Source organism: Mesorhizobium kamtschaticum (assembly GCF_056174585.1).
Genome location: NZ_CM149691.1, coordinates 4026319 through 4046785, shown reverse-complemented (window position 1 = coordinate 4046785; position 20467 = coordinate 4026319). Strand labels below are relative to the sequence as shown.

Sequence of the window (20467 nt, the reverse complement as noted above, 5' to 3'; positions counted from 1 at the left end):
CTACTGCCCTACTGCCCTACCTATCCGGCATCAATTTCCGCCTGCAGCGCATCCATATGCGTCGCCGCCGCTGCGGTGGCCGCGCGCTCGATGGCGCGGAAACGGCTGACCACCGCCAGGCCGATGGCCGTCAGCTGCGCGCCGCCGCCCTTGCGGCCTCCGGTCTGCGCAGCGACCAGCGGCTTGCCGAACACCCGGTTCATGTCCTCGACCAGGTCCCAGGCATGCTTGTAGGACATCTCCATGCCGCGCGCGGCGGCAGAGATCGAGCCGAAGGTGGCGATGTGCTCCAGAAGTTCGATCTTGCCCGGACCGATCCGCCCGTCCGGATCGAGATTTATCCGCAAGCTCAGCGATGGCATCTTTGCTCCTCCGCGGTCACGTCCGATCTCCATCCTAGAAGCTCTTCGGCAAAACCGCTATTCCAAAAAGACATAGCGACCTTCATCCATCCGCCTCAATGGGCAAACCGGCGCCGGTATTCGCCTGGTCGAAGCTCACTGTCTTGACCACCGCGAAAACCTTGCCGCCGAGCCGCAACTTCAGCGCATGCCGCGACTGTTCGGTGATGCGGGCCAGTACGGTTGCGCCATTGCAGTCGATGCCGATCTCTACCGCCGGCCCCTCGCCCGGGCTGATCGCGACGATCGTACCGGGCAGGATGTTGAGCGCGCTGAGGCCTGCCGGCTTCTCCGTGGCGATCATCACGTCGCGAGCGCGGATGCGGATACGCACGGGAGCCCCGGTCTTCATCGCAAGCCGTGGCACGCGGATCTCGCCGGCGGCAGAGTCCAGCACGGTCATGCCGAACACCTCGTCGTGACGCAGCACTTTCGTGTCCAGAACCGCCCCGCCCTCGCCGCGCTCTTCCGCCGGCAACAGGTCAAGCCTTTGCATCACCGCCTCGGTCGGTCCGCTGGCAACGATCTTGCCTTGCGCCAGCATCACCACGTCGCTCGCCAGCCGAGCCACCTCGGCAACCGAATGGCTGACATAGACGATCGGGATCTTCGTCTCGTCGCGCAGCCGTTCGATATAGGGCAGGATTTCGGCCTTGCGCGCCTCGTCGAGCGAGGCCAGCGGCTCGTCCATGAGCAGCAGTTTCGGGCTTGCCAGCAGCGCCCGGCCGATCGCGACGCGCTGCTTTTCGCCGCCCGACAGCTTTGCCGGGCGCCTGTTCAGCAGCGGCCCAATGCCGAGCAGTTCGACAACCGCATCCATCTCCGCGTAACGCTCCGCCATCGGCGTGAACCAGCGGCCATAGCGCAGATTGCTGGCCACGCTCATATGTGGAAACAGGCGCGCGTCCTGGAACACCATGCCGATGCGGCGCTTGTGCTTCGGCACGAAAATGCCGGCATCGGTATCGACCAGCACCCGGCCGTCGACCGCGATGCGGCCCTTGTCGGGCCGGATCAGCCCGGCGATCATGTTGATGAGCGTCGTCTTGCCGGAACCGGATGGCCCGAACAGCGCCGTGAGCCGCCCTGCACTCTCGAAGCGCGCCTCGATGGCGAAATCGCCGAGCCGGTGGCTGATGTCGACGAGGACGCTCATTCGATGTCCATCCGCCGTCCGACGCGCCGCGCCAGCACTTCCGACGCGACCAGTGCGCCCATCGAGATGACGATCGAGATCAGCGTCAGCCGCAGCGCCCCTTCATCGCCGCCTGGCACCTGCGTAAAGCTGTAGATCGCCGAGGGCAGCGTTTGCGTCTCGCCCGGAATGTTGGAGACGAAGGTGATCGTCGCGCCGAACTCGCCCATCGCCTTGGCGAAGGCCAGGATGGCGCCGGCGATCAGCCCGGGCAGGATCAGCGGCAGCGTGATGGTGGCGAACACCCACAGAGGATTGGCGCCGAGCGTGCCCGCCGCCGCCTCCATCTTGCGGTCGACCGCCTCGATCGACAGCCGGATCGCCCGCACCATCAGGGGAAAACCCATGACGCCGCAGGCAAGTGCCGCACCCGTCCAGCGGAACGAGAAGACGATGCCGAAATGCTCGGCCAAGAAGGCGCCGGCCGGGCCGCGCTTGCCGAAGGTCAAAAGCAGGAGATAGCCGGTCACCACAGGCGGCAGGATCAGCGGCAGGTGAACCACGCCGTTGAGCAGCGTCTTGCCCAGAATTGTCCGCGGGCAAGCAGCAGCGCGATCAAGATGCCGGGTGGCAGGCTGAAAAGCATCGCCACCGTCGCCACCTTGATGGACAGCCGGACCGCATTCCATTCGTCGGGAGTGAGGTCCAGCAGCCAGGTCATATTGTGATGTCAGGCCCTTTTCAGTTGCTCGGCGTGAGCACGGTAAAACCCTGGTCCTTGAAGAGCGCGCCGGCCTTGGCGGACTGCAGGCATTTCAGGAAAGCAGTCGTATCCTTGTCCTTCGAATCGGCGGTCTGGGCAACCGGATAGATGATCGGCGGATGCGAATCCTCCGGGAAGGTGCCGACCACCTTCACGCCCTTGTCGGCATGCGCGTCGGTGGCATAGACGATGCCGAGAGCGGCCTCGCCTGTTGAAACCAGCTTGAGCGCCGCGCGGACGTTTTCCGCCTGCGCCACCTTGCCCTCGACCGAGGACCAGACGCCGAGCGATTCCAGTGCCGCCTTGCCGTACTTGCCGGCCGGCACCGCCTTGAAGTCGCCCATGGCGAGCTTGCCGTCACCGACCAGCTTGGCGAGGTCAAAACCCTTTTCGATCTTGGTTTCAACCGTCGAATCCTTCGGCGCCACCAGCACGATCTCGTTGCCGAGCAGCTTTACCTCGGTGTCGGGCTTGGTCAGCTTCTTGTCGGAGAGATATTTCATCCAGTCGAGGTCGGCCGAAATGAAGACGTCGGCCGGCGCTCCGCCCTCGATCTGCTTGGCCAGTGCCGAGCTTGCCGCATAGGAGACGGTTGCGGCCTCGCCGACATCGGCCTCGCAGGCCTTGTTCACCGCATCGAGCGCGTCCTTGAGGCTGGCGGCGGCAAATACGGTCAGCTTGTCGTCGGCATGAGCTGCCGGCACGGCGGCCATCAGCAGCGCCGCCAGTCCGCCGATGGCGATTGCCTTCAATCCAAAACCTTTGCCCATCATGAAACTCTCCCTGATTTGAAATCCGTGCGGCCCAAAGCCTGCAAACCGATATATCCGCACGAACATAACAAGGGAAGGCCCACCACCGCTTGAAACACTCTATCTGGTCATGTGAGTGGCACAGCGCGGCTGTTCTGCTAAAGACGTGCACAGAACAAATCTTGAAAGGAAATCCGATGAAGATCAGCGCCCGCAACATCCTGAAAGGCACGATCACAGAAATCGTCAAGGGAGCCACCACCTCGCATGTCAGGATCGACATTGGCGGCGCCGTCGTCACCGCCTCGATCACCAACGAGGCGGTCGCTGATCTCAAGCTTGAAAAGGGCAAGCAGGCTTATGCCGTGGTCAAGGCATCCGATGTGATGGTCGGCATCGACTGACCGGGGCCGAGCTTAAGGTATGCTGAGATTCAGGTCAGGCCGAGAACGATGGCTTGCGAGAACCGGAGCGGAGCGGACATTCGGGTCCGTGAGCACCGGAAGCGCAGGAAGCCGTCGTTTGCAGGCCGGTATCACCTGAATATCGACATACCTTAGACGGCGATCGGCGCCTTGATGCTCGCATCCGCGACGTAGTTTTCCAGCCGGAAATCCTCGAAGCGGAAGGCAAACAGGTCCTTCACCTCCGGATTGATCCACATCGTCGGCAGCGCCCTTGGCGTGCGTCGCAGTTGTTCGCGCGCCTGCTCGAAATGGTTTGAATAGAGATGCGCGTCGCCCAGCGTGTGGACGAAATCGCCCGGCTTCAGCCCGGTCACCTGCGCCACCATCAACGTCAGCAGCGCATAGGACGCGATGTTGAACGGCACGCCGAGGAAGATGTCGGCCGAACGCTGGTAGAGTTGGCAGGACAGCCGGCCCTCGGACACGTAGAACTGGAACAGGCAGTGGCAAGGCGGCAGCGCCATGGCTTCGACCTCGGCCGGGTTCCAGGCTGAAACGATCAGTCGCCGCGATTGAGGATTGCGGCGTATCTCCTTGAGAAGGCCCGCGATCTGGTCGATCGAGCCGCCATGCCCATCCGGCCAGGAGCGCCATTGCTTGCCATAGACCGGGCCAAGGTCGCCATTCTCGTCGGCCCATTCGTCCCAGATCGTGACGCCGTGGTCGGTGAGATATCTGATGTTGGTGTCGCCGGCCAGGAACCACAGGAGTTCATGGATGATCGACTTCAGATGCAGCTTCTTGGTGGTGGTGACCGGAAAGCCGCGCGCCAGATCGAAACGCATCTGGTAGCCGAAGACGGAGCGCGTGCCGGTGCCGGTGCGGTCGCCGCGATCGGCGCCGTGGTCGAGCACATGCTGCAAGAGGTCGAGATACTGGCGCATCGGTTTCGGCTCGATTCGAGATTTCACCAATCATAGCGCATGTACGCGCTGACGCCACGCCTGTCTGAAGTCTTCCCCACACGGATAGGGAACGGGCCTCTCTTCAGAACTCGCTCCGGCAAGCCGTAAGCGCAGAAAACCGCACCGATCGGCCGCCAGAGGAGAAATTATCAGAGGGCTCAGAGGGAGCCGAGTTTGCCCAGATCCTTGGCCACCAGGTAATAGAAGGTCACCCGGCCCTTGGTGTTGTCCGCGTGCATCGCCTTGCAGGTCTTCTCGATCGCCGCATCGGCTTTCGCCCCGTCGCTGACGCCGAGCTTCTTGGCCACCCAGCTCTCCTTGACGCGCTGGAGCTCCTTCGGGTCGGTGCAGGACACCAGCGAGGAATCGCGGTTTCTGAGCGCAATGCCCAGATGCTTGACGATCTTTTCAACCACGTCGGCGCTGGCGCCCGCGTCGTATTTCTTCACGTCTGCAAGATAGTCGGCCATCAAAATTCCCCTCGTCGGCGCCACGGATCCGATCGATGAGGGCTGTGGCGCGCTTCGCAATCTGTGCGCTAGGTCGGTAACTCCTCACCGCTGGCAAAGCTTGAGTTGAGACCGCGCCCAAGTCAACCCTCGGCGTCGCAATTTGACACAGGGACAAAGCACCATTGCGGCCTTTCATTTCTCACGCCAGCCCCCTATATTCGTTTCGTCGGCTCGACCGACTATGGCGATAAATGGGCGATGTAATAAGCCGTTCGGACCCGGGGGCGGTACCCGGCGCCTCCACCAAAAGCCGCTTTGACGACAGAGCGGTTTTTGCTGGGGGCGAAATAGGATCGACGAAGGTGTAAAGATCGTACTTTTGCCCGGCATGGTACCACCGTCATCGGGCTAAACCTGTAGTTGCAAACGACAACTATGCGGAAGCACGTCTCGCTGCTTAATGCAGTGCGATAGCTTCAAATCAAGTCCTAGGGGTTCGCACTTCTAGGCGGGGTTCGGAGGTACCTGGCAACAGAAACCTCCACTTCTCCCCCTCCTTCAATCTGCATCATGCGCAACGGCAGGCTTTTGCCGTCCTTCGCACGGCCCGTGGGCCGCGAAGCAGCCGCGTCGCGTGTCTCTTTCTCCAAGGCAAAAATGCAAAACGATTTCGATCGATTCTTCGTGCTGACCGGCGGGCCGGGCTCCGGCAAGACCACCCTGATCGAGGCCTTGCGCCTGGCGGGCTTTGCCACTTCGGTCGAAGCCGGACGCGGCATCATCCGCGACCAGGGCGCCATTGGCGGATCCGCCCTGCCCTGGGAGGATCGTGCATTGTTCGCCGAACTGATGCTGTCCTGGGAGATGCGCTCGTATCAGAACGCGATCGAACAGAAAGGACCGGTCTTCTTCGATCGCGGCGTGCCGGACACGCTTGGCTATCTCAGGCTGAGCGGCCTGCCCGTGGCGGAGCACGCCAAAGCCGCTGCCGATCGCTTCCGCTACAATCCGCGCGTGTTCATCGCTCCGCCCTGGCCTGACATTTTCGCGCAGGATGAAGAACGCAAGCAGACGCTCGCCGAGGCTGAGCGCACTTATCACGCGCTGGCCGGCGTCTACACGGAGCTGGGCTACGAGCTGGTTCGGTTGCCCCTGGCGCCGGTCGAGACACGGCTGCGCTTCGTACTGGCCGAGGCAGGATTGGCGTGAAAGGCCGGATAGTCCGGCCCTTCCATCGGTGGCGATTGCCTACTGTACCACCGTCTCAGCGGCTTCGTGGCCAGACGCTGCCTGTGACTTTGCATCTGCTCAAGGCACCGTCTCGACCCTGCCGCTGCCGCTGACATGGGAATTGATCTTCGGGTTGCCGTGGACTTGCACGTTGCCGCTGCCCGACACGCGGATGTCGGCCTGGTCCTGCGGCGCGATATCGGCATTGCCGCTGCCGCTGATCTGGACGCTGGCGGTCTTGGCCGTAAGCTTGGCAAAATCGCCAGAACCCGAGCCGGAGATGCGCAAGGAGAGATCCTGCACGCTGCCGCTGGCGCGCACATCGCCACTGCCGCTGATGCGCAGGTCAAGCGCCTCCTGGGCGAGAGCGGAAAGCTCGAGCTTGCCGCTGCCGCTCAACCGCCAACTGGGAACTGCTGGACCGGTAAGCTGGACGCTGACCGGCAGGCCATCACAATCGAAATCGTCATCGAAGGCCAGCACATTGCCGGACAGGCGAACATGCGAAACCGCCTCGGGATCGCCGCTGACGAGAGCCTGGGAAGGCGTGCCGGGCCGATAGGTCACCGTTGCCGGCAGGGCAATCTGAAACTCGCTGGAGACCGGTTCCCAGGCCAGCGTTACCGATCCGGGCTTGGTCCCGTCACCGGAACTGCGGCAGCTGGAGGCAAAATTCCACCACCGGGCACCTCTCCAATCGTTCCCGGCGATCGAACTCGCCAGCGACAGACAAATCACGGCCACGGCGAGCGACAGCACGGCGGTCCAGGCAAGCGTCTTGTTCATGTTGCACCTGTTATTTCTGCGTGGCGGCGCGCCACGGGGTTGATTCAGGGCTGGTGTGGTTTGACCAGGCGGTAATGCAGGCGCGCATAGTCCCCAGCAGCTTGACCCCGATATTGAGGCCAAGCAGCAGCAGCGAGCCCAATCCGATGCTGGCGGCGGCAAGGCCGACAGCGGCCAGCAGGCGCGCGAACGCCGTGGCCCACGATGCGAAATGCCAGAACGGCACAACGCTCAACAGCAGCCCGACGCTGGTGACGCCAAGCGCCAGGACCGCAACGCCGAGACCGAGCGCGACGAAGCAGAAGACGATGAGAACCGGCAGCAGCAGCAGGATGTCGAAGGCGGCGAGCCCGGTGAGCGCGAGCAGCGCGGCAGCAACACCGGCCGGACCGCGATCATGCTCCCAGCGGCGGATTCCTGCCTCCGCGCGCAGCTCCCGTCCCAACCGCGCCGGATCGCCGAGTGCCTTGGCGACATCCTCTTCGCTGCGTCCCGAAGCCCGCGCCTCGTCGAAATGGGCGCCGTAGTCGGCGACAATTTCGTCGATTTCACCCGCGGGCATTCCGGCCAGGCTGTTGCGCAGGGAAACCAAGAAAGCATCGCGGTTCATTCCATCTCTCCCAGGAAAAGGTCGACGGCATCGACAAAGCTTCGCCATTCTCGGCTGCGCGCTTCGTAGGCGGTTTTGCCGGCCGCGGTGAGCCGGTAATATTTGCGGGACGGGCCGCTCGTCGATTCGACGAGCCATGTCGCGACAAGCCCATCGCTCTGCATGCGCCGCATCAGCGGATAGATCGTCCCTTCCCCCATGCCGACACGTTCGGCGAGCGTGCTGGCGATCTCGTAGGCGTAGCTTTCCCGCCGGGCGAGCAAGGCAAGCACACACAGTTCGAGCGCCCCTTTTTTCAGCTGGACGTCATTTGGATCGGTCATGCTCGTTCCCGGCAAGTCCAGTACACTCTATTGGAAGGTACCTGTTTATGCAAGATACCCACTTAAACGTGATACCCATGTGATGGGCGAGGTGACGGCCGAAGCATTTCAGGCAATAAAAAAGGCCGGGAAAACCCGGCCTTTTCATGGGCTTGCAAGCGGCGCCTACTCGGCCGGCGCTTCGACGGCTTCGCGCGAACGGCCGAGCGTAACCTTTGCCAGCGTGAAGGAAACCACCGCGCAGAGCGTGATGCCGGCGACCATCGGCAACGGCGTGCCGTCGAAGAACACGCCGGCGACGCCCATGGCGAGCGCGCCGATGGCGAAGTGCAGCGTGCCCATCAGCGCCGACGCCGTGCCGGCGATCTCGCCATGCTCTTCCATGGCCAGCACCGAGGTGGTCGGGATGACCAGGCCGAGGAAGCCGTAGCCGACGAACAGCAACGCCGCCATCACGTCGAGCCGGTCGACGCCCGTCGCCATGATCGCCAACAGCACCACCATCGTCGACGCATAGCCGGTCACCGCGACGCGCACCACGCGCCGCAGCCCAAAACGCTCGGCCAGCAGTCCCGTCAGCTGCGACATGCCGATGAAGGCCACCGCATTGATCGAGAAGAACACGCTGTAGACCGAAGGCGACAGCCCGTAATGGTCGATCAGGATGAAGGACGAGCTCGACAGGTAAACGAAGAAGCTCGCAATGCCGAAGCCGGCGATCGCCACCAGGCCAAGGAAATTGCGATCACCCATCAGCAAGCGGTAACCAGCAAGCGCGGTGCCGAAGGAGGAACCGACACGCTCTTCCGCCGGCCGCGTCTCCTTGAGCGAGGTCGCGAGCAGGATGGTGGCGAGCGCTGCCGCACCGGTCACCGTCCAGAACACGGCGCGCCAGCCGAAATTCTCGATGATCTGGCTGCCGGTCAGCGGCGCCAGGATCGGCGACACCGAAAACACCAGCATCAGCAAGGACATCAGCTTGGCCGCCTCATTACCGGTGTGCAGGTCACGCACGATGGCGCGCGGCACGGCCATGCCGGCACTGGCGCCAAGCCCCTGCAGGAAGCGGAAAGCGATCAGCCACTCGATGGTCGGCGCCATCGCCGAACCGATGCCGCCGACCATGAACAGCGCAAGCCCGCCATAGAGCGGCAGCTTGCGGCCGACCATGTCGGAGATCGGCCCGACGACGATCTGGCCGAAACCCATCGACAGGAAGAAGATCAGCAGGCTCATCTGCACGGCGGCCGTGCCGGCGTGCAGATCCGCGCCGATCGACGGCAGTGCGGGAAGGTACATGTCGATCGCGAACGGGCCGATGGCGGACAACAGGCCGAGCACGACCGCGATGCGGAGGAATTTGGGACTCATGATATTGGCTTCTTTCGAAATCTGGTTGCCGCCGCCAGGCGACGTCTAACCCTAGGACGTTGCATCCCGTGAGCTTCCGACACTCCAGGAACGAATTCTATTCGTCTCCCCGGCGCGAAATCTCTTTGTCTTATGTCCACAAATTTAGACACTCTTGTCTAAATCGTCAATCACCTCTATATAGATTTTCATGAGAGCGAGCGTTTCTCCTGACATTTTCCCGCCACGCGGCCATGAGGCCAAGCGCCTGTCGATCGTCGACACCGCCGCCGGTGTGTTCTGCCGCGAAGGCTTCGCCGGCGCCAATATCGACCTGATCGCCGCGGAGGCCGGCGTCTCGCGCCAGACCGTCTACAACCATCATGGCGACAAGGAAAAGCTCTTCATGGCCGTGGTGCGCGACCTTACCGAGCGCTGCAATGCCGGCATTTTCGCCACCATCGCCACTTTCCCCGACCAGCCCGGCGACCTCGAAGCGGACCTGATCGGCTTTGCCGTGCGGCTAAACCAGAACTGCATCTGCAACCGCGACGGAAAATTCCTGCGCAAGCTGATCCAGACCGAAGGCGAGCGCTATCCTGAATTGTTCGCCGAGTGGCGCGAACAAGGTCCGGGCAGGACATGGCCGGCAATCGCCGCCCGCTTCGCCCGCCTCGCCTATGGCGGCTACCTCGCCATCGACGACCCCGACGTCGCGGCGCGCCAGTTCCTCGGCCTGGTCAATGCCGAACTGCAGACCACCTTCATGCTCGGCGGCACGCCGCGCGAGGACGAGGTGGTGCAATCGGCGACGAATGGCGTGCGCACCTTCCTGCGCGCTTTCGGCAAGCGCCCTGCCCCGAGCAGCGCCAAAAAACACACTGCGCTGGCTAACGCATAACATTTGCGCTTGCCGCCAATCTGCCTTCCCGATCAAACAGGCCGCCTTGCCGATCAAATCGTTGGCAATAGTCCTCGCTTCGACGCGGCGGTGGGCTATATCAGGTTTACGCCGCGCTCAAGCTTGATTACAGCTATGCGGACGATTCAACGGAACCCGACCACCACATGGCCGACGACCACATCCGCTACGACATTCTGGCCCAGGAGGCGTTGCGCGGCGTCATGCGCAAGGTCCTGGCCGAGGTCGCACGCACCGGCCTCCCCGGAAACCACCATTTCTTCGTCACCTTCCTGACCGGCGCGCCCGGTGTGCGCGTGTCGTCGCGCCTGCGCGAGCGCTATCCCGAGCAGATGACCATCGTCATCCAGTTCCAGTACTGGGACCTCAAGGTGACCGACACCGGCTTCGAGGTTGGCCTGTCCTTCTCCGACGTGCCGGAGAAACTCGAAATCCCGTTCTCGGCCGTACGCGGCTTCTATGATCCCTCGGTCAATTTCGAACTCGAGTTCGACGTCAAGACCGACGCGCAGCCTGAGGAGGAACCGGCCCAGCCGGCGCCCGAGCCACTGACCATCGTCTCCGAAAAGAAGCCGAAGGCCGAGAAGAAGGCCGCCGTCGAAGCGGAGAAAAAGCCCGCCGCGGCCGAGGCCGGCACCAAGGGCGCCGAAGTGGTTTCGCTCGACGCCTTCCGCAAGAAATAAAACCACGGTCCGCGCCATGGCCGAAATCGTCAACCTCCGCCAGGCTCGCAAGCAGAAGGCGCGGGACGAGAAACTGCGTGTCGCTGAACAGAACCGGGCCCTGCACGGCCGTTCCAAGGCGGAAAAGCATCGCGACCGGCTGATCGCCGACAAGGCCGAGACATTTGTCGCCGGCCATCGCCTCGACCCGTCCGGCAAGGACGAGCAGTGAGTCTCCGGCCGTGAGCGCCGTCGAGAAGCGCTCGGTGACCATTCGCGGCCATCGCACCAGCTATTCCCTCGAAAAACCCTTCTACGACGATCTCGTCGCCATCGCGGCAGCGAGAAAGCTGACGCTCGCCGCCCTCGTGGCCGAAGTCGACGAGACGCGGCCCCGCGACACCAACCTGTCCTCGGCCCTGCGGTTGCATGTGTTGGAGTGGGCGAAGCGCGGCGCGGGCGTTTGATCCCCACCACTCCGGAAACGGACGTCCGACTTATTTCTGCTGGCCCGAATCCTTTGGCCTTTCCGCAACGTCTAGGGAGTGAACGCGTCGAAGGACGCAAGGGCAATCAAAAGGAAGACCAGAGATGAAACGGCACCTGATACGCTACAAGATGAAGCCGGAACGGGCCGATGAGAACGAGCGGTTGATCAAGGCCGTTTTCCAGGAATTGCGCGACAAATCGCCGGACGGCGTTCGCTATATGACCTTGCGCGCCGGCGACGGGACATTCGTCCATCTGGTCGAGACGGAGACCGATGCGCACTCCGACATCCTCACCGGGCTGGCGGCATTCCAGGCATTTCAAGACGGCTTCAGGGATCGCTGCAGCGAACCTCCGCAACGCGGCGAGATGGCCGTGGTGGGCAGCTACCGGGTGCTTGATGAGTAATCGAGAAAGACAAGGTTGCAGAACGGGAGGCGCATGAACATTCCCATTCCTGGCGAGCAGCATGGGCTCTTCGAGCGCCTGTTTGGGGAACTGCGCCCCAAGCTGCACCGCTACTGTGCCCGCATGACGGGCTCGGTCATCGATGGCGAGGACGTGCTGCAGGAGGCGCTGGCCAAGGCGGTCGAGGCCTTGCCCAACGCCGGCCCGATCGCCAATCCGGAAGGCTGGCTGTTTCGCATCGCGCACAATACGGCACTCGACTTCCTGCGCCGCCGCGCTCGCGAAAAGACCGCTGCCGATGAGGATCCGGACATGATCGTCGACCCGGTGAATCCCACCGTCGACCGCCAGGCCGCTTCTGCCGGGTTGCACACCTTCATGCGTCTTCCCGTTACGCAGCGAAGCAGCGTCATCCTGATGGATGTTTTGGGCTACTCGCTGCAGGAGATCAGCGCCACGCTCGACACCAGCATCCCCGCGGTCAAGGCCGCGCTGCACCGTGGCCGCGACCGGCTGCGCCAGTTTGCCGACGAACCCGATGACCGCCCTCTCCCGAGATTGGGCGCCGCCGAGCGTCTGCTGCTCAATGCCTACATCGATCGCTTCAATGCCCGTGATTTCGAGGCGGTGCGCGACATGCTGGCGCAAGAAGTCCGGCTGGAACTGGTGGCCAGGGCGCGGCTCAACGGCCGCAAGGAAGTCGGCACCTACTTCGGCAACTATTCCCGGGTGCAGGATTGGCGTCTTATGCCTGGCTTCGTTGAAAACAGGCCGGCAATCCTCGTCAGTGACCCCAACGACCCGACGGCGCGGCCGACCTATTTCATCCTGCTGGCCTGGCAGGACGGCAGGCTCGCCGCCATCCGCGATTTTCGTCACGCCCGTTACGCCGCCGACGGCGCCGAGCTGCTTGTTCTTTGAAACGAACTGGGGGCGAAAAGCCCTACTGCCCTACTGCCCTACTGCCCTACTGCCCTACTGCTACTGCAGCGACTTCAACAGATTATCGATCGTGAACGGATTGGCCTTTGGCTTGGCCGGCGGATTGTCGCTGGCTTCCGGCAGCGGCGCGCGCTCGACCTTCGACTCTGCGGCCTTGCGTTCAGCCTCTAGTCGCGCTTTTTCCTGCGAAGCGATATGCTTCGCCTCCTCGGCCTTCTGCCGCTGTTCTTCATCGGCCTGCGCCTTGGCGGCCTCGTCGGCGGCCTGCTGCTCGGCCGCCGCCTTTGCATCAGCATCAGCCTTGGCCTTCGCGTCGGCATCAGCCTTGGCTTTGGCCTCGGCATCCGCCTTGGCTTTAGCGTCCGCGTCGGCCTGAGCTTTGGCGTCGGCTTCGGCCTTTGCCTGGGCATCCGCATCGGCTTTCGCCTTGGCGTCCGCCTCGGCTTTCAGCCGCGCCGCCTCCTCCTGCTGGCGCAATTCTTCGGCGGCCTTGTCGCGTGCATCCTGCAGCGCTGCGTAATAGCGCACCTCACGCCGCAGCCGCTGCTTCTCCAGCAATGCCGCCTGCATCGCCTCGACGCGCTGCTGTTCCTTTTCCAGCGCGCGCTGGGTCAGGAACTGCGCCAAAGGCTCGCTGTCGAACTGACGCTTCACGGTACCAAATGGCCCTTCGGCGGTGAAATTGACGGCCGGCTCAGAGCCGATCAGCGCCTCGTCGCCGGGCCGATAGGTGATGGCGCCCTTGGCGGAAACCGTACTGGCGTTGAGATCGGCGGTGATATCGGCGGACAAGGTCGCCGCCGGGTTTTCGAGGCTGATCGGCGGCGCCCTGAGCGTGCCGCCGGCAATGGTGAAAGCGATGTCGGCATCCCCGGCGGCAAAGCTGCCATCGGCGGCGATGGCAGGCGCGAAGCCCGCGGTCTTGGCCGCATCGATGTCGCGCCCGATCGCATCCGCCTTGGCCAGCAAAGTGCTGAACGCATCGGGGTTGACGCCGGCGACCTGCAAACCCCTGAGCGCCGCCGTGCCGGAACCCGATAGTGCGGCGATCATCGCATCGACCGACTTGCCGCTGGTCGACAGCGTCGTCGAGAAATCGCTGATGCCGCCAATGCCGGCATCCGGCAACACGTTTGCCAGATCGGCACCCGCCAGTTTCATCTGGCCGGTGAAAAGCCCGGTGCCGTCATTGTTCTTCAACTCGAACAGGCCGGTCAATGCGCCACCGAGGAATTTTGCCTTGAGATCCGAAACGCGGATACCCTCCTGGTCGAGCTTCAACGCAAAGGAAGCATCATAGGCGGTGGCGAACGGGCCGGCGGCCAGTGCCGCCGTCGTCAGGTCGAGGTCAGCGGTAAACGGCAGGCTGGATTTCTGGCTGAACGGTGCTGACGGCCAGGCGCCACCCTTGTCGCTCGCGCTCTTGTCGTTCGCGCTCTTGTTAGCCGCATTTTTGTCGGCCCCATTTTTGTCGGCAAGGAAAGCCGAATCGCCAAACAGCGCCACCGCCATTGGATCGAGGTCGAGTTCGTCGAGTGCCAGCGCGCCGGCCAGGTGCGGCGCGCCGTCCTTGGCATCCATGTTGACGTCACCGGACACGGCCGCCTCGTTGATGGCGCCACTGACATTGTCCAGCACCAGCAGCCCGTTGCCATAATCGCCTTGTGCCGAGAGCGAGGTCGACATGCCCGCCCCCATGCCCGGCAGGCCGATGCCTGATGTCATCAGCCAGGGTTCGATATCGGCGGCATCGAGGTTGATCTTGCCCTTGGCGGTGGCGCCTTGCGGCGTATCGGCGATCGTACCTTCGAAGCCGGCCTTGAAGTCATTGCCGGCGAGGCTGAAACTCGTCGTCAGGCCACCGCCAAACGTACCCTTGGCCGAAATATCAGTCGTTGCCTCGCCCAGCATGCCGAGCGGCAGCGCCGGCAGGCCGTAAAGCGCGAGCAGCGCCGTGGCATCGGGGTTTTTGGCGTTGAAGGTCAGTGTCACCGGCGCGTCGAGAAGCCTGTCCGGCGCTCCCTTCCCCGACAGCGAGGCGGAAAAGGCCGAGCCGCCGGCCTTGCCTTGCCCGCTCACCGCCAGGCCTGTCGTGCCGTCGCCATTGTCGGCGGCGCTCGCCACAAGGTCGACGCGTGCGTCCTGGAACAGGTCGGGATAAGCCGCTGCTCGGCTCGCCAGCCCTTTCAGCACGCCATTGTCTGGATAATGCTGTGCGGCAACGTCGATCAGCGGCTTCAGGTCGACAGCGACAATTGATGCATCGAGCTTGCCGGTCGGGCTCGCGGGAAAATCCTTGATCCGGCCCGTGGCGCTGATCGAGGCGCCGGCCAGCCCACCAACCGAGAGCCGGTCGACTTCGAGCAAGCCGTCGCGCAACCTCAGCGCAGTGTCGATCGTATCGGCGGTGAGCCCGCCGGCGCTGACAGGCCCGGCCTTGATCTGGAAATCGAGGTCGCTGTTGGCAAAACGGTTGGCGCCCTTGTCGCTGACGAAGATCGAGGCGAAGGCCGCCAGCCCGTCGACATCGAGTTCACCACCCTCGAGCCGCATCAGCACCGAAGGCTTCGCGTCGTCGGGCTGGCTGGAATCGATACGGCCGGAAAACTTCGCCTTGCCCAGGATCAATTCGAGATCACTGAAGGCCTGGTGGTTTTCCGAAAGGTCGACCTTGGCTTTGAAGCCGGCGGCGGGCAGACGGCGGATCGCCTCATCGACATCCCTGGACAGCCACGCTGCAAAACCCGAAGGTTGCGCCACGGCCAACAGCAACGAGCCGGTAAAGCCGAAATGGCTCTGCACGTTGAGCACCAGCATGCCATCGGCTTCCAGCGTGGTGCGGCCCGGCAGTGTCGCGGCAAGCGACTTTATCTTCCAGCCACCATCGACCGGCTCGGCGGAAAGATGCACGTCGCGCACCGTGGTGTCACCGGCCACCACCGCCGGCAGCTTGACCTCGACAGTGCCGGGAATGGTCGGCTTCGGCAGATCGAGCAACGCCTGCTCCAGCCCCGCAATACGCTGATCCAGTGTCAGGCCCGCGCCGGCCGGCGCACCCACCGCCTCGTCCAGCTGCACCTGCGCGCCATTGGCTTCGATGGCGAAGTTCGGCTTCAGCCCGAGATCGACAGAGGCCTTGCCGTCGGCGGTGTAGGGATTGTCGAGCGGGCCGGTCTCGAACGGAATTCATCGACGCCAAGCTTCTGGTGGTCGAGCGAGAACTTGCCGTTGAGGCGGAAGCCCGGATCGGGTTTGCCGGCGCTGACCTTCACCGTCTCGCCATCGGTGCCGCGCAGCTCGGCGCTGTTCTTGTCGGCGCCATTCTTGTCAGCGCTCGAGATCTTGAACTGGCCGGAATAGATGGCGGCACCGTTGACGATGCCGGCATTGCCGTCGGTCTCGATGACCAGTGGATAGGCATCGGGATCGGCCTTCAGCCGAAGCCGCATCTGGCCGTTGCCTTCGGCCTTGCCGGTCGACGCCGCGACCGTGGTGCGCAACCCGTCCAGCCGCAGCGTGCCGTCCATGCGCCAGGGGCCGGCCAGGGACTTGGCCGAAATGGTCGAGTTGATCTCGGAAAAGATATGGCTGCGTCCGCCGGCGGCGTGGCGCAGTTCGACCTGCCCTTCCGTCACCGTCAGCTTCTCGATCGATATCTGGTTGAGGTCGAAGGGCGAGGATGGCCGCATCGCCCAGTCGACGGTTCCGTCATTGGCAATGTCGATCGTCGCCTTCGGCCGCACCAGCCGCATGTCGAAGATCAGCACTTCACCGCGCAGGAAGGGCGCCAGTTCGGCATCCATCGAAAACGTCTCGACGGTCATGGCCGGCTGGCCGTTGGGGCCACCGGCGACGGCAACGTTGGAAAAGGTCACGGAAGGGAACGGCAGCAGCCTTGCCGTGGCATCGCCCTGCACCGTCACCTTGCGACCGAGGATGGCGCTCGCCTCGCGCTCGAATTCGGCGCGGTAACCGGTCCAGTCGACAAAATACGGCACCACCAGCGCCGCACACAGCACCAGCACAAACAGGCCACCAAAGATCACGAACAGGCGTGCGAGCATCAGCTCCGAACAGGTTGATTGAAATCTGCCGCACTCTACCCGCATCCGCGTGTCGATAAAGAGGCAATTCATCGGGTATTGCGTCATCCCGGACGATCTGAAACAAATCCGGGAAAAGCGGAGATTTTCGGATGTCGGGCAAGAACTGGGACCGCGTGCCGATCGACGCGCAGAGCGTCGATGCGCCGCTTTCGCAGTCGGCGATTTTCCTTGTCGTCACCGTCGCCAGCGACCAACCGGCCCTGGCCAAGGTCTGCTCCGTGCTCGGCGAACTTGACGATCTGGTCAAGAATGTCGGGTTCCGCGACCTTGGCGGCCGCCTGTCTTGCATCGCCGGCATCGGCCGCGATCTCTGGGACCGTCTCAGCCCGGCCGGCGGCCGCTGGAGCTCAAACCCTTCGCGCCGATCAAGGGCGCGGTCCATTCGGCGCCATCGACACCGGGCGACCTTCTCTTCCACATCCGGGCAGAGCGGCCCGATATGTGCTTCGAGTTCGAACGTATCCTGCTCGACCGGCTCGGTCCCGGTGTGACCGTCGTCGACGAAGTGACGGGCTTTCGCTATTTCGATGCCCGTGACCTGCTCGGTTTTGTCGACGGCACCGCCAACCCGACCGGCCTCGACCTGCCCGCCTCGGCGCTGATCGGCGACGAGGATGCCGACTTTGCCGGCGGCAGCTACGTCGTCGTCCAGAAATATCTGCACGACATGCAAGCCTGGGCGCGCATTCCGACGCCCGAGCAGGAGGCGATCATCGGCCGCACCAAGATCGATAACATCGAAATCGACGATGACGACGCGCCGCGCAAATCGCACAAGTCGTTGGCCACGATCGAGGATGCCGACGGCAACGAGTACGACATTTTGCGCGACAACATGCCGTTCGGCAGGCCCGGGCAGAATGAGTTCGGAACCTACTTCATCGGCTATTCCAGGTATCTCTGGGTCACCGAAAAGATGCTGCAGCGCATGTATGTCGGCGACCCGCCGGGCGCCTACGATCGGTTGCTCGATGTCTCGACGCCGCAGACCGGCACGACATTCTTCGCGCCGACGCGGCCCTTGCTGCAGGCCCTTGTCGAGGGCGTGCAGGAGAAGCTTCCCGCCGCACGGTAAAGCGGCGGCCCCTATCCGCGGGACCTCAGAGTGCGTCGCGCTTGGCTTGCGCCACCTTGCCCGCCTTGCGCTGCCGGCCGAGTTCCGCCGGCCGGACCAGCTTCGGCGCCCGCTCGTTGGCCACGGCCCGCATGCCCTTGTGCGCCGTCCGCGAATTGTGCGCGGGACCGTCCGCCGACGCATTTTTCTTCATGGCCAGCGCCTTGTGTGCATTCCCGACCAGCGAAATGCGAGCCGCCAGTTGCCGCCGCCGCTCGGCCTCGCCATTCAGCCGCCGCATCGCCATGGCCAGCACCGCGAGCTTGACCTGCGAGCCAGCATCGGCCTTTGAGGGCGCAGCGCCCTTCGGCGCGCCCTTGCCGCGTATCTCGCGCCGGCGCCGATGCGCTTCAGCCTGCGCCTTGTCGCGCCGCTCGCGCAGCAGCTTGACCAGACCGGAAAGGTCGGCGTCGGAAAGCTCCTGCACCGCGGGATGGTGCGATTTCTCCACCAATTCCGTTTCATCGGCGCTCAGCGCGCGGGCTTCTTCCTTGCGTGAAATGGCCATGACAGTCCTCCTCAGCCGGCACGCCTGTCTTTTCAGGCTTGCCGTCGCAGGAGCCTCGACCCGAATGGTGGCACGGTCAAGACGAGCCTTTTCTCGCTCCCGACATGTTCACGGGCGCTAGGCCGAGCCTGCGCGTCGCCCACAACGAGCTTGCGAGACCTTCGCCTGCAGAGTTCAGGCGCGCTGTCCGACAGCCTCCATCAGCACCGTCAAAACCGCCCCCTCGCCAAGGCTGGTCGAGAAACTCTTGGCAATGAACTCCAGCGTTGAATCGTGGAACGTCAGGATGAAATGCCGATAGTCTGAAAACAGTTCGGGCGTATGGGACGAATGAACCCGATTTGCCTTTTCCAGGGAAGCGATCCACGACGAGTTGCGGACTTCAAATGCCTCGTAGGCCTGCAAGCCCAACGGATAGAGACGATGGCCACTGATGGCCTCGTCATTCGGCGGGCCGAACTGAAATGCCAGATAAGGGTCAGCCGTCAGGATGGCGACTGACTGGTTGCCTGTCAGCGGCGAAACCGAGCGCGGATTCGTGCCATCGAACGACGGATCCGGAGCATTGGCGATGTAGGCAACGAGCAACCTGCCTTCATCCGCAAACACATGAGGCAGTGGCGTGCCAGCGGACGACGGCGGCACCTCGATCGATAGCAGAGTCTGGGAAGCGGACATCTAATGGCCCTCAGCCGGCAATATCTTGCCGGGATTCATGATGTTTTGCGGGTCGAGCGCCTGCTTGATGGTGCGCATGATGTCGACACCATGGCCGAGTTCGCTGCGCAGGAAGCCGATCTTGCCCTGGCCGATGCCGTGCTCTCCGGTGCAGGTGCCGTCCATGGCGATCGCCCGCATGTTGAGCCGCGCGACGAATTTTTCCGACAGCGCGATCTCCTTGGGATCATTCACATCCATCAGCACCAGCACGTGGAAATTGCCGTCGCCGGCATGACCGACGATCGGCGCGATCAAGCCCATTTCGGCGATATCGGCTTCGGTTTCCATGACGCATTCGGCAAAGCGCGAGATCGGCACGCAGACATCGGTCGACAGGCCCTTGGCGCCGGGCCGCAGTGTCAGCGACGACCAATAGGCGTCGTGCCTGGCCTTCCAAAGTTTGGTGCGCTCCTCGGCGACGCTGGTCCACAGGAACGGCCCGCCACCATTTTCCTCGGCGATCATGCCAAAGGTTTCGGCCTGTTCGGCAACGCCGGCATCGCTGCCGTGGAACTCGACGAACAGGCACGGGCTCTCGGGATAGTCGAGTTTGGAATAAGTCTTCATCGCCCGCATCTGCAGCGCGTTGACCAGTTCGATGCGCGCCACGGGAATGCCCATCTGGATCGTCGCGATGACGGCGTTGCAGGCCGCTTCGACACTCGGGAACGGACAGACGCCGCCGGAGATCGCCTGTGGAATGCCTTGCAGCTTCAACGTCAGCGCGGTGATGATGCCGAGCGTGCCTTCCGAGCCGACCAGCAGCCTGGTCGAATCGTAACCGGCCGAGCTCTTCTTCGCCCGCTTGCCGGTCGTCACCGTCTCGCCATCGGCCATGACGGCGGTCAGCGAGAGCACATTCTCGCGCATCGTGCCGTAGCGCACGGCGTTGGTGCCGGAGGCCCGCGTCGCCGCCATGCCGCCGAGCGAGGCATTGGCGCCGGGATCGATCGGAAAGAACAGGCCGGTGTCGCGCAGATGCCGGTTCAGATCCTCGCGTGTCACGCCTGGCTCGACCGTGCAGTCGAGATCCTGCGGATTGACCGCCAGAATGCGGTTCATGCGCGAGGTGTCGACCGAGATGCCGCCGCCCGGCGCGTTGGTGTGGCCCTCCAGCGACGAGCCGACGCCAAAGGCGATCACCGGCACGCGATGCGCCGCACAGGCGCGCACGATCTCCTGCACCTCGGCCGTCGTTTCCGGGAAAGCCACGCCATCGGGCGCCTGTGTCGGAATGTAGGTGGTGGTGTGCGCGTGCTGCGAGCGGATAGCCTGGCCGGTCTGGAAGCGTTCGCCGAACTGCTGCTTGAGGATGCCGAGCACCGCGGCGATGCCTTCCTCGTTGCGTTCGACCGGATTGAGGTCGCTCAGAGCCATGAATTCCTCCGCGAATGGACCAGCGCCCACGCTTGTTATGGGGTT

Annotated in this window: 20 protein-coding genes, 1 other RNA gene and 3 pseudogenes; 10 read left to right on the top strand and 14 right to left on the bottom strand. The window is 63.5% G+C overall.

What is annotated here, in order from left to right:
• Positions 1-20 precede the first annotated feature (20 nt).
• The 4 genes and pseudogenes from AC0V7N_RS19970 to modA all read right to left on the bottom strand — a co-directional run bounded on the left by AC0V7N_RS19970 (position 21) and on the right by modA (position 3072).
• The gene (locus AC0V7N_RS19970; RefSeq protein WP_095202221.1) at positions 21-362 is read right to left on the bottom strand and encodes a winged helix-turn-helix domain-containing protein; all 342 of its coding nucleotides are present in this window, start codon (positions 360-362) and stop codon (positions 21-23) included.
• A gap of 82 nt (positions 363-444) precedes the next feature.
• Entirely contained in the window at positions 445-1557 is a 1113-nt protein-coding gene (gene modC / locus AC0V7N_RS19965) for a molybdenum ABC transporter ATP-binding protein (RefSeq protein WP_475450167.1), read from the bottom strand.
• Positions 1554-2257: pseudogene (gene modB, locus AC0V7N_RS19960) on the bottom strand (molybdate ABC transporter permease subunit). Before modB ends, modC begins: the two are co-directional and overlap by 4 nt.
• Before the next feature lie 20 nt (positions 2258-2277).
• The gene (gene modA, locus AC0V7N_RS19955; RefSeq protein WP_475450165.1) at positions 2278-3072 is read right to left on the bottom strand and encodes a molybdate ABC transporter substrate-binding protein; all 795 of its coding nucleotides are present in this window, start codon (positions 3070-3072) and stop codon (positions 2278-2280) included.
• 176 nt (positions 3073-3248) lie between these two features.
• On the opposite strand from modA, the gene AC0V7N_RS19950 reads away from it, so the two are divergent.
• Positions 3249-3455: a TOBE domain-containing protein gene (locus AC0V7N_RS19950; protein ID WP_184873391.1), complete on the top strand. Its 207-nt coding sequence runs from the start codon at positions 3249-3251 to the stop codon at positions 3453-3455.
• 152 nt (positions 3456-3607) lie between these two features.
• Here the strand turns inward: AC0V7N_RS19950 and AC0V7N_RS19945 are convergent, their stop codons facing one another.
• Positions 3608-4402 (bottom strand): thymidylate synthase, encoded by a 795-nt coding sequence (locus tag AC0V7N_RS19945; RefSeq protein ID WP_475460405.1) that lies wholly within the window; start codon positions 4400-4402, stop codon positions 3608-3610.
• A 179-nt stretch (positions 4403-4581) separates the two neighbouring features.
• Entirely contained in the window at positions 4582-4893 is a 312-nt protein-coding gene (locus AC0V7N_RS19940) for a DUF2853 family protein (RefSeq protein ID WP_475450164.1), read from the bottom strand.
• 168 nt (positions 4894-5061) lie between these two features.
• Here AC0V7N_RS19940 and ssrA point away from each other — a divergent pair.
• Together ssrA and AC0V7N_RS19930 are read left to right on the top strand one after the other, a co-directional pair.
• Positions 5062-5421: a transfer-messenger RNA gene (ssrA, locus tag AC0V7N_RS19935) on the top strand.
• 111 nt (positions 5422-5532) lie between these two features.
• On the top strand, positions 5533-6084 hold the full coding sequence (locus AC0V7N_RS19930) for an AAA family ATPase (protein ID WP_496627206.1): 552 nt from the start codon (positions 5533-5535) through the stop codon (positions 6082-6084).
• 99 nt (positions 6085-6183) lie between these two features.
• On the opposite strand, the gene AC0V7N_RS19925 is transcribed toward AC0V7N_RS19930, so the two are convergent.
• The 4 genes from AC0V7N_RS19925 to AC0V7N_RS19910 all read right to left on the bottom strand — a co-directional run bounded on the left by AC0V7N_RS19925 (position 6184) and on the right by AC0V7N_RS19910 (position 9195).
• Positions 6184-6891, bottom strand: coding sequence for a GIN domain-containing protein (locus tag AC0V7N_RS19925; RefSeq protein ID WP_475450162.1), 708 nt, complete (start codon positions 6889-6891; stop codon positions 6184-6186).
• A gap of 10 nt (positions 6892-6901) precedes the next feature.
• Positions 6902-7501, bottom strand: coding sequence for a DUF1700 domain-containing protein (locus AC0V7N_RS19920; protein ID WP_475450161.1), 600 nt, complete (start codon positions 7499-7501; stop codon positions 6902-6904).
• A complete protein-coding gene (locus AC0V7N_RS19915; RefSeq protein WP_475450160.1) occupies positions 7498-7824 on the bottom strand; it encodes a PadR family transcriptional regulator in 327 nt (108 codons plus the stop codon). Before AC0V7N_RS19915 ends, AC0V7N_RS19920 begins: the two co-directional genes overlap by 4 nt.
• A 165-nt stretch (positions 7825-7989) precedes the next feature.
• Complete coding sequence (locus tag AC0V7N_RS19910) at positions 7990-9195, bottom strand: multidrug effflux MFS transporter (protein ID WP_475450159.1); 1206 nt, start codon at positions 9193-9195, stop codon at positions 7990-7992.
• A 190-nt stretch (positions 9196-9385) separates the two neighbouring features.
• Between AC0V7N_RS19910 and AC0V7N_RS19905 the strand changes: the two genes are divergently transcribed.
• The 6 genes from AC0V7N_RS19905 to AC0V7N_RS19880 all read left to right on the top strand — a co-directional run bounded on the left by AC0V7N_RS19905 (position 9386) and on the right by AC0V7N_RS19880 (position 12576).
• Entirely contained in the window at positions 9386-10075 is a 690-nt protein-coding gene (locus AC0V7N_RS19905; RefSeq protein ID WP_475450158.1) for a TetR/AcrR family transcriptional regulator, read from the top strand.
• 167 nt (positions 10076-10242) lie between these two features.
• On the top strand, positions 10243-10779 hold the full coding sequence (locus AC0V7N_RS19900) for an SspB family protein (protein ID WP_475450157.1): 537 nt from the start codon (positions 10243-10245) through the stop codon (positions 10777-10779).
• Between the two features lie 16 nt (positions 10780-10795).
• Complete coding sequence (locus AC0V7N_RS19895; protein WP_475450156.1) at positions 10796-10990, top strand: DUF4169 family protein; 195 nt, start codon at positions 10796-10798, stop codon at positions 10988-10990.
• Between the two features lie 10 nt (positions 10991-11000).
• Complete coding sequence (locus tag AC0V7N_RS19890; RefSeq protein ID WP_496627205.1) at positions 11001-11225, top strand: ribbon-helix-helix domain-containing protein; 225 nt, start codon at positions 11001-11003, stop codon at positions 11223-11225.
• Between the two features lie 124 nt (positions 11226-11349).
• Complete coding sequence (locus AC0V7N_RS19885) at positions 11350-11655, top strand: hypothetical protein (protein WP_475450155.1); 306 nt, start codon at positions 11350-11352, stop codon at positions 11653-11655.
• Positions 11656-11688: 33 nt separating this feature from the next.
• Entirely contained in the window at positions 11689-12576 is an 888-nt protein-coding gene (locus AC0V7N_RS19880; RefSeq protein ID WP_475450154.1) for a sigma-70 family RNA polymerase sigma factor, read from the top strand.
• 60 nt (positions 12577-12636) lie between these two features.
• Here AC0V7N_RS19880 and AC0V7N_RS19875 read toward each other — a convergent pair.
• Positions 12637-16661, bottom strand: a pseudogene (locus tag AC0V7N_RS19875) (AsmA family protein).
• A 131-nt stretch (positions 16662-16792) separates the two neighbouring features.
• On the opposite strand from AC0V7N_RS19875, the pseudogene AC0V7N_RS19870 reads away from it, so the two are divergent.
• Positions 16793-17778: pseudogene (locus AC0V7N_RS19870) on the top strand (Dyp-type peroxidase).
• A gap of 25 nt (positions 17779-17803) precedes the next feature.
• Here the strand turns inward: AC0V7N_RS19870 and AC0V7N_RS19865 are convergent.
• From AC0V7N_RS19865 to AC0V7N_RS19855, 3 genes are all read right to left on the bottom strand, one after another.
• Positions 17804-18325: a hypothetical protein gene (locus AC0V7N_RS19865; RefSeq protein WP_475450151.1), complete on the bottom strand. Its 522-nt coding sequence runs from the start codon at positions 18323-18325 to the stop codon at positions 17804-17806.
• 174 nt (positions 18326-18499) lie between these two features.
• Positions 18500-19003 carry a hypothetical protein gene (locus tag AC0V7N_RS19860; RefSeq protein WP_475450150.1) on the bottom strand — a complete coding sequence of 168 codons (504 nt, stop codon included), beginning with the start codon at positions 19001-19003 and terminating at the stop codon, positions 18500-18502.
• Positions 19004-20422 carry an FAD-linked oxidase C-terminal domain-containing protein gene (locus tag AC0V7N_RS19855; RefSeq protein WP_496627204.1) on the bottom strand — a complete coding sequence of 473 codons (1419 nt, stop codon included), beginning with the start codon at positions 20420-20422 and terminating at the stop codon, positions 19004-19006.
• Between the last annotated feature and the right edge of the window lie 45 nt (positions 20423-20467).

What these genes read in the sequence shown, in the direction of transcription:
- AC0V7N_RS19970 (WP_095202221.1), bottom strand. Translation starts at nt 362, where the DNA reads ATGCCATCGCTGAGCTTGCGGATAAATCTCGATCCGGACGGGCGGATC.
- modC (WP_475450167.1), bottom strand. Translation starts at nt 1,557, where the DNA reads ATGAGCGTCCTCGTCGACATCAGCCACCGGCTCGGCGATTTCGCCATC.
- modA (WP_475450165.1), bottom strand. Translation starts at nt 3,072, where the DNA reads ATGATGGGCAAAGGTTTTGGATTGAAGGCAATCGCCATCGGCGGACTG.
- AC0V7N_RS19950 (WP_184873391.1), top strand. Translation starts at nt 3,249, where the DNA reads ATGAAGATCAGCGCCCGCAACATCCTGAAAGGCACGATCACAGAAATC.
- AC0V7N_RS19945 (WP_475460405.1), bottom strand. Translation starts at nt 4,402, where the DNA reads ATGCGCCAGTATCTCGACCTCTTGCAGCATGTGCTCGACCACGGCGCC.
- AC0V7N_RS19940 (WP_475450164.1), bottom strand. Translation starts at nt 4,893, where the DNA reads ATGGCCGACTATCTTGCAGACGTGAAGAAATACGACGCGGGCGCCAGC.
- AC0V7N_RS19930 (WP_496627206.1), top strand. Translation starts at nt 5,533, where the DNA reads ATGCAAAACGATTTCGATCGATTCTTCGTGCTGACCGGCGGGCCGGGC.
- AC0V7N_RS19925 (WP_475450162.1), bottom strand. Translation starts at nt 6,891, where the DNA reads ATGAACAAGACGCTTGCCTGGACCGCCGTGCTGTCGCTCGCCGTGGCC.
- AC0V7N_RS19920 (WP_475450161.1), bottom strand. Translation starts at nt 7,501, where the DNA reads ATGAACCGCGATGCTTTCTTGGTTTCCCTGCGCAACAGCCTGGCCGGA.
- AC0V7N_RS19915 (WP_475450160.1), bottom strand. Translation starts at nt 7,824, where the DNA reads ATGACCGATCCAAATGACGTCCAGCTGAAAAAAGGGGCGCTCGAACTG.
- AC0V7N_RS19910 (WP_475450159.1), bottom strand. Translation starts at nt 9,195, where the DNA reads ATGAGTCCCAAATTCCTCCGCATCGCGGTCGTGCTCGGCCTGTTGTCC.
- AC0V7N_RS19905 (WP_475450158.1), top strand. Translation starts at nt 9,386, where the DNA reads ATGAGAGCGAGCGTTTCTCCTGACATTTTCCCGCCACGCGGCCATGAG.
- AC0V7N_RS19900 (WP_475450157.1), top strand. Translation starts at nt 10,243, where the DNA reads ATGGCCGACGACCACATCCGCTACGACATTCTGGCCCAGGAGGCGTTG.
- AC0V7N_RS19895 (WP_475450156.1), top strand. Translation starts at nt 10,796, where the DNA reads ATGGCCGAAATCGTCAACCTCCGCCAGGCTCGCAAGCAGAAGGCGCGG.
- AC0V7N_RS19885 (WP_475450155.1), top strand. Translation starts at nt 11,350, where the DNA reads ATGAAACGGCACCTGATACGCTACAAGATGAAGCCGGAACGGGCCGAT.
- AC0V7N_RS19880 (WP_475450154.1), top strand. Translation starts at nt 11,689, where the DNA reads ATGAACATTCCCATTCCTGGCGAGCAGCATGGGCTCTTCGAGCGCCTG.
- AC0V7N_RS19865 (WP_475450151.1), bottom strand. Translation starts at nt 18,325, where the DNA reads ATGGCCATTTCACGCAAGGAAGAAGCCCGCGCGCTGAGCGCCGATGAA.
- AC0V7N_RS19860 (WP_475450150.1), bottom strand. Translation starts at nt 19,003, where the DNA reads ATGTCCGCTTCCCAGACTCTGCTATCGATCGAGGTGCCGCCGTCGTCC.
- AC0V7N_RS19855 (WP_496627204.1), bottom strand. Translation starts at nt 20,422, where the DNA reads ATGGCTCTGAGCGACCTCAATCCGGTCGAACGCAACGAGGAAGGCATC.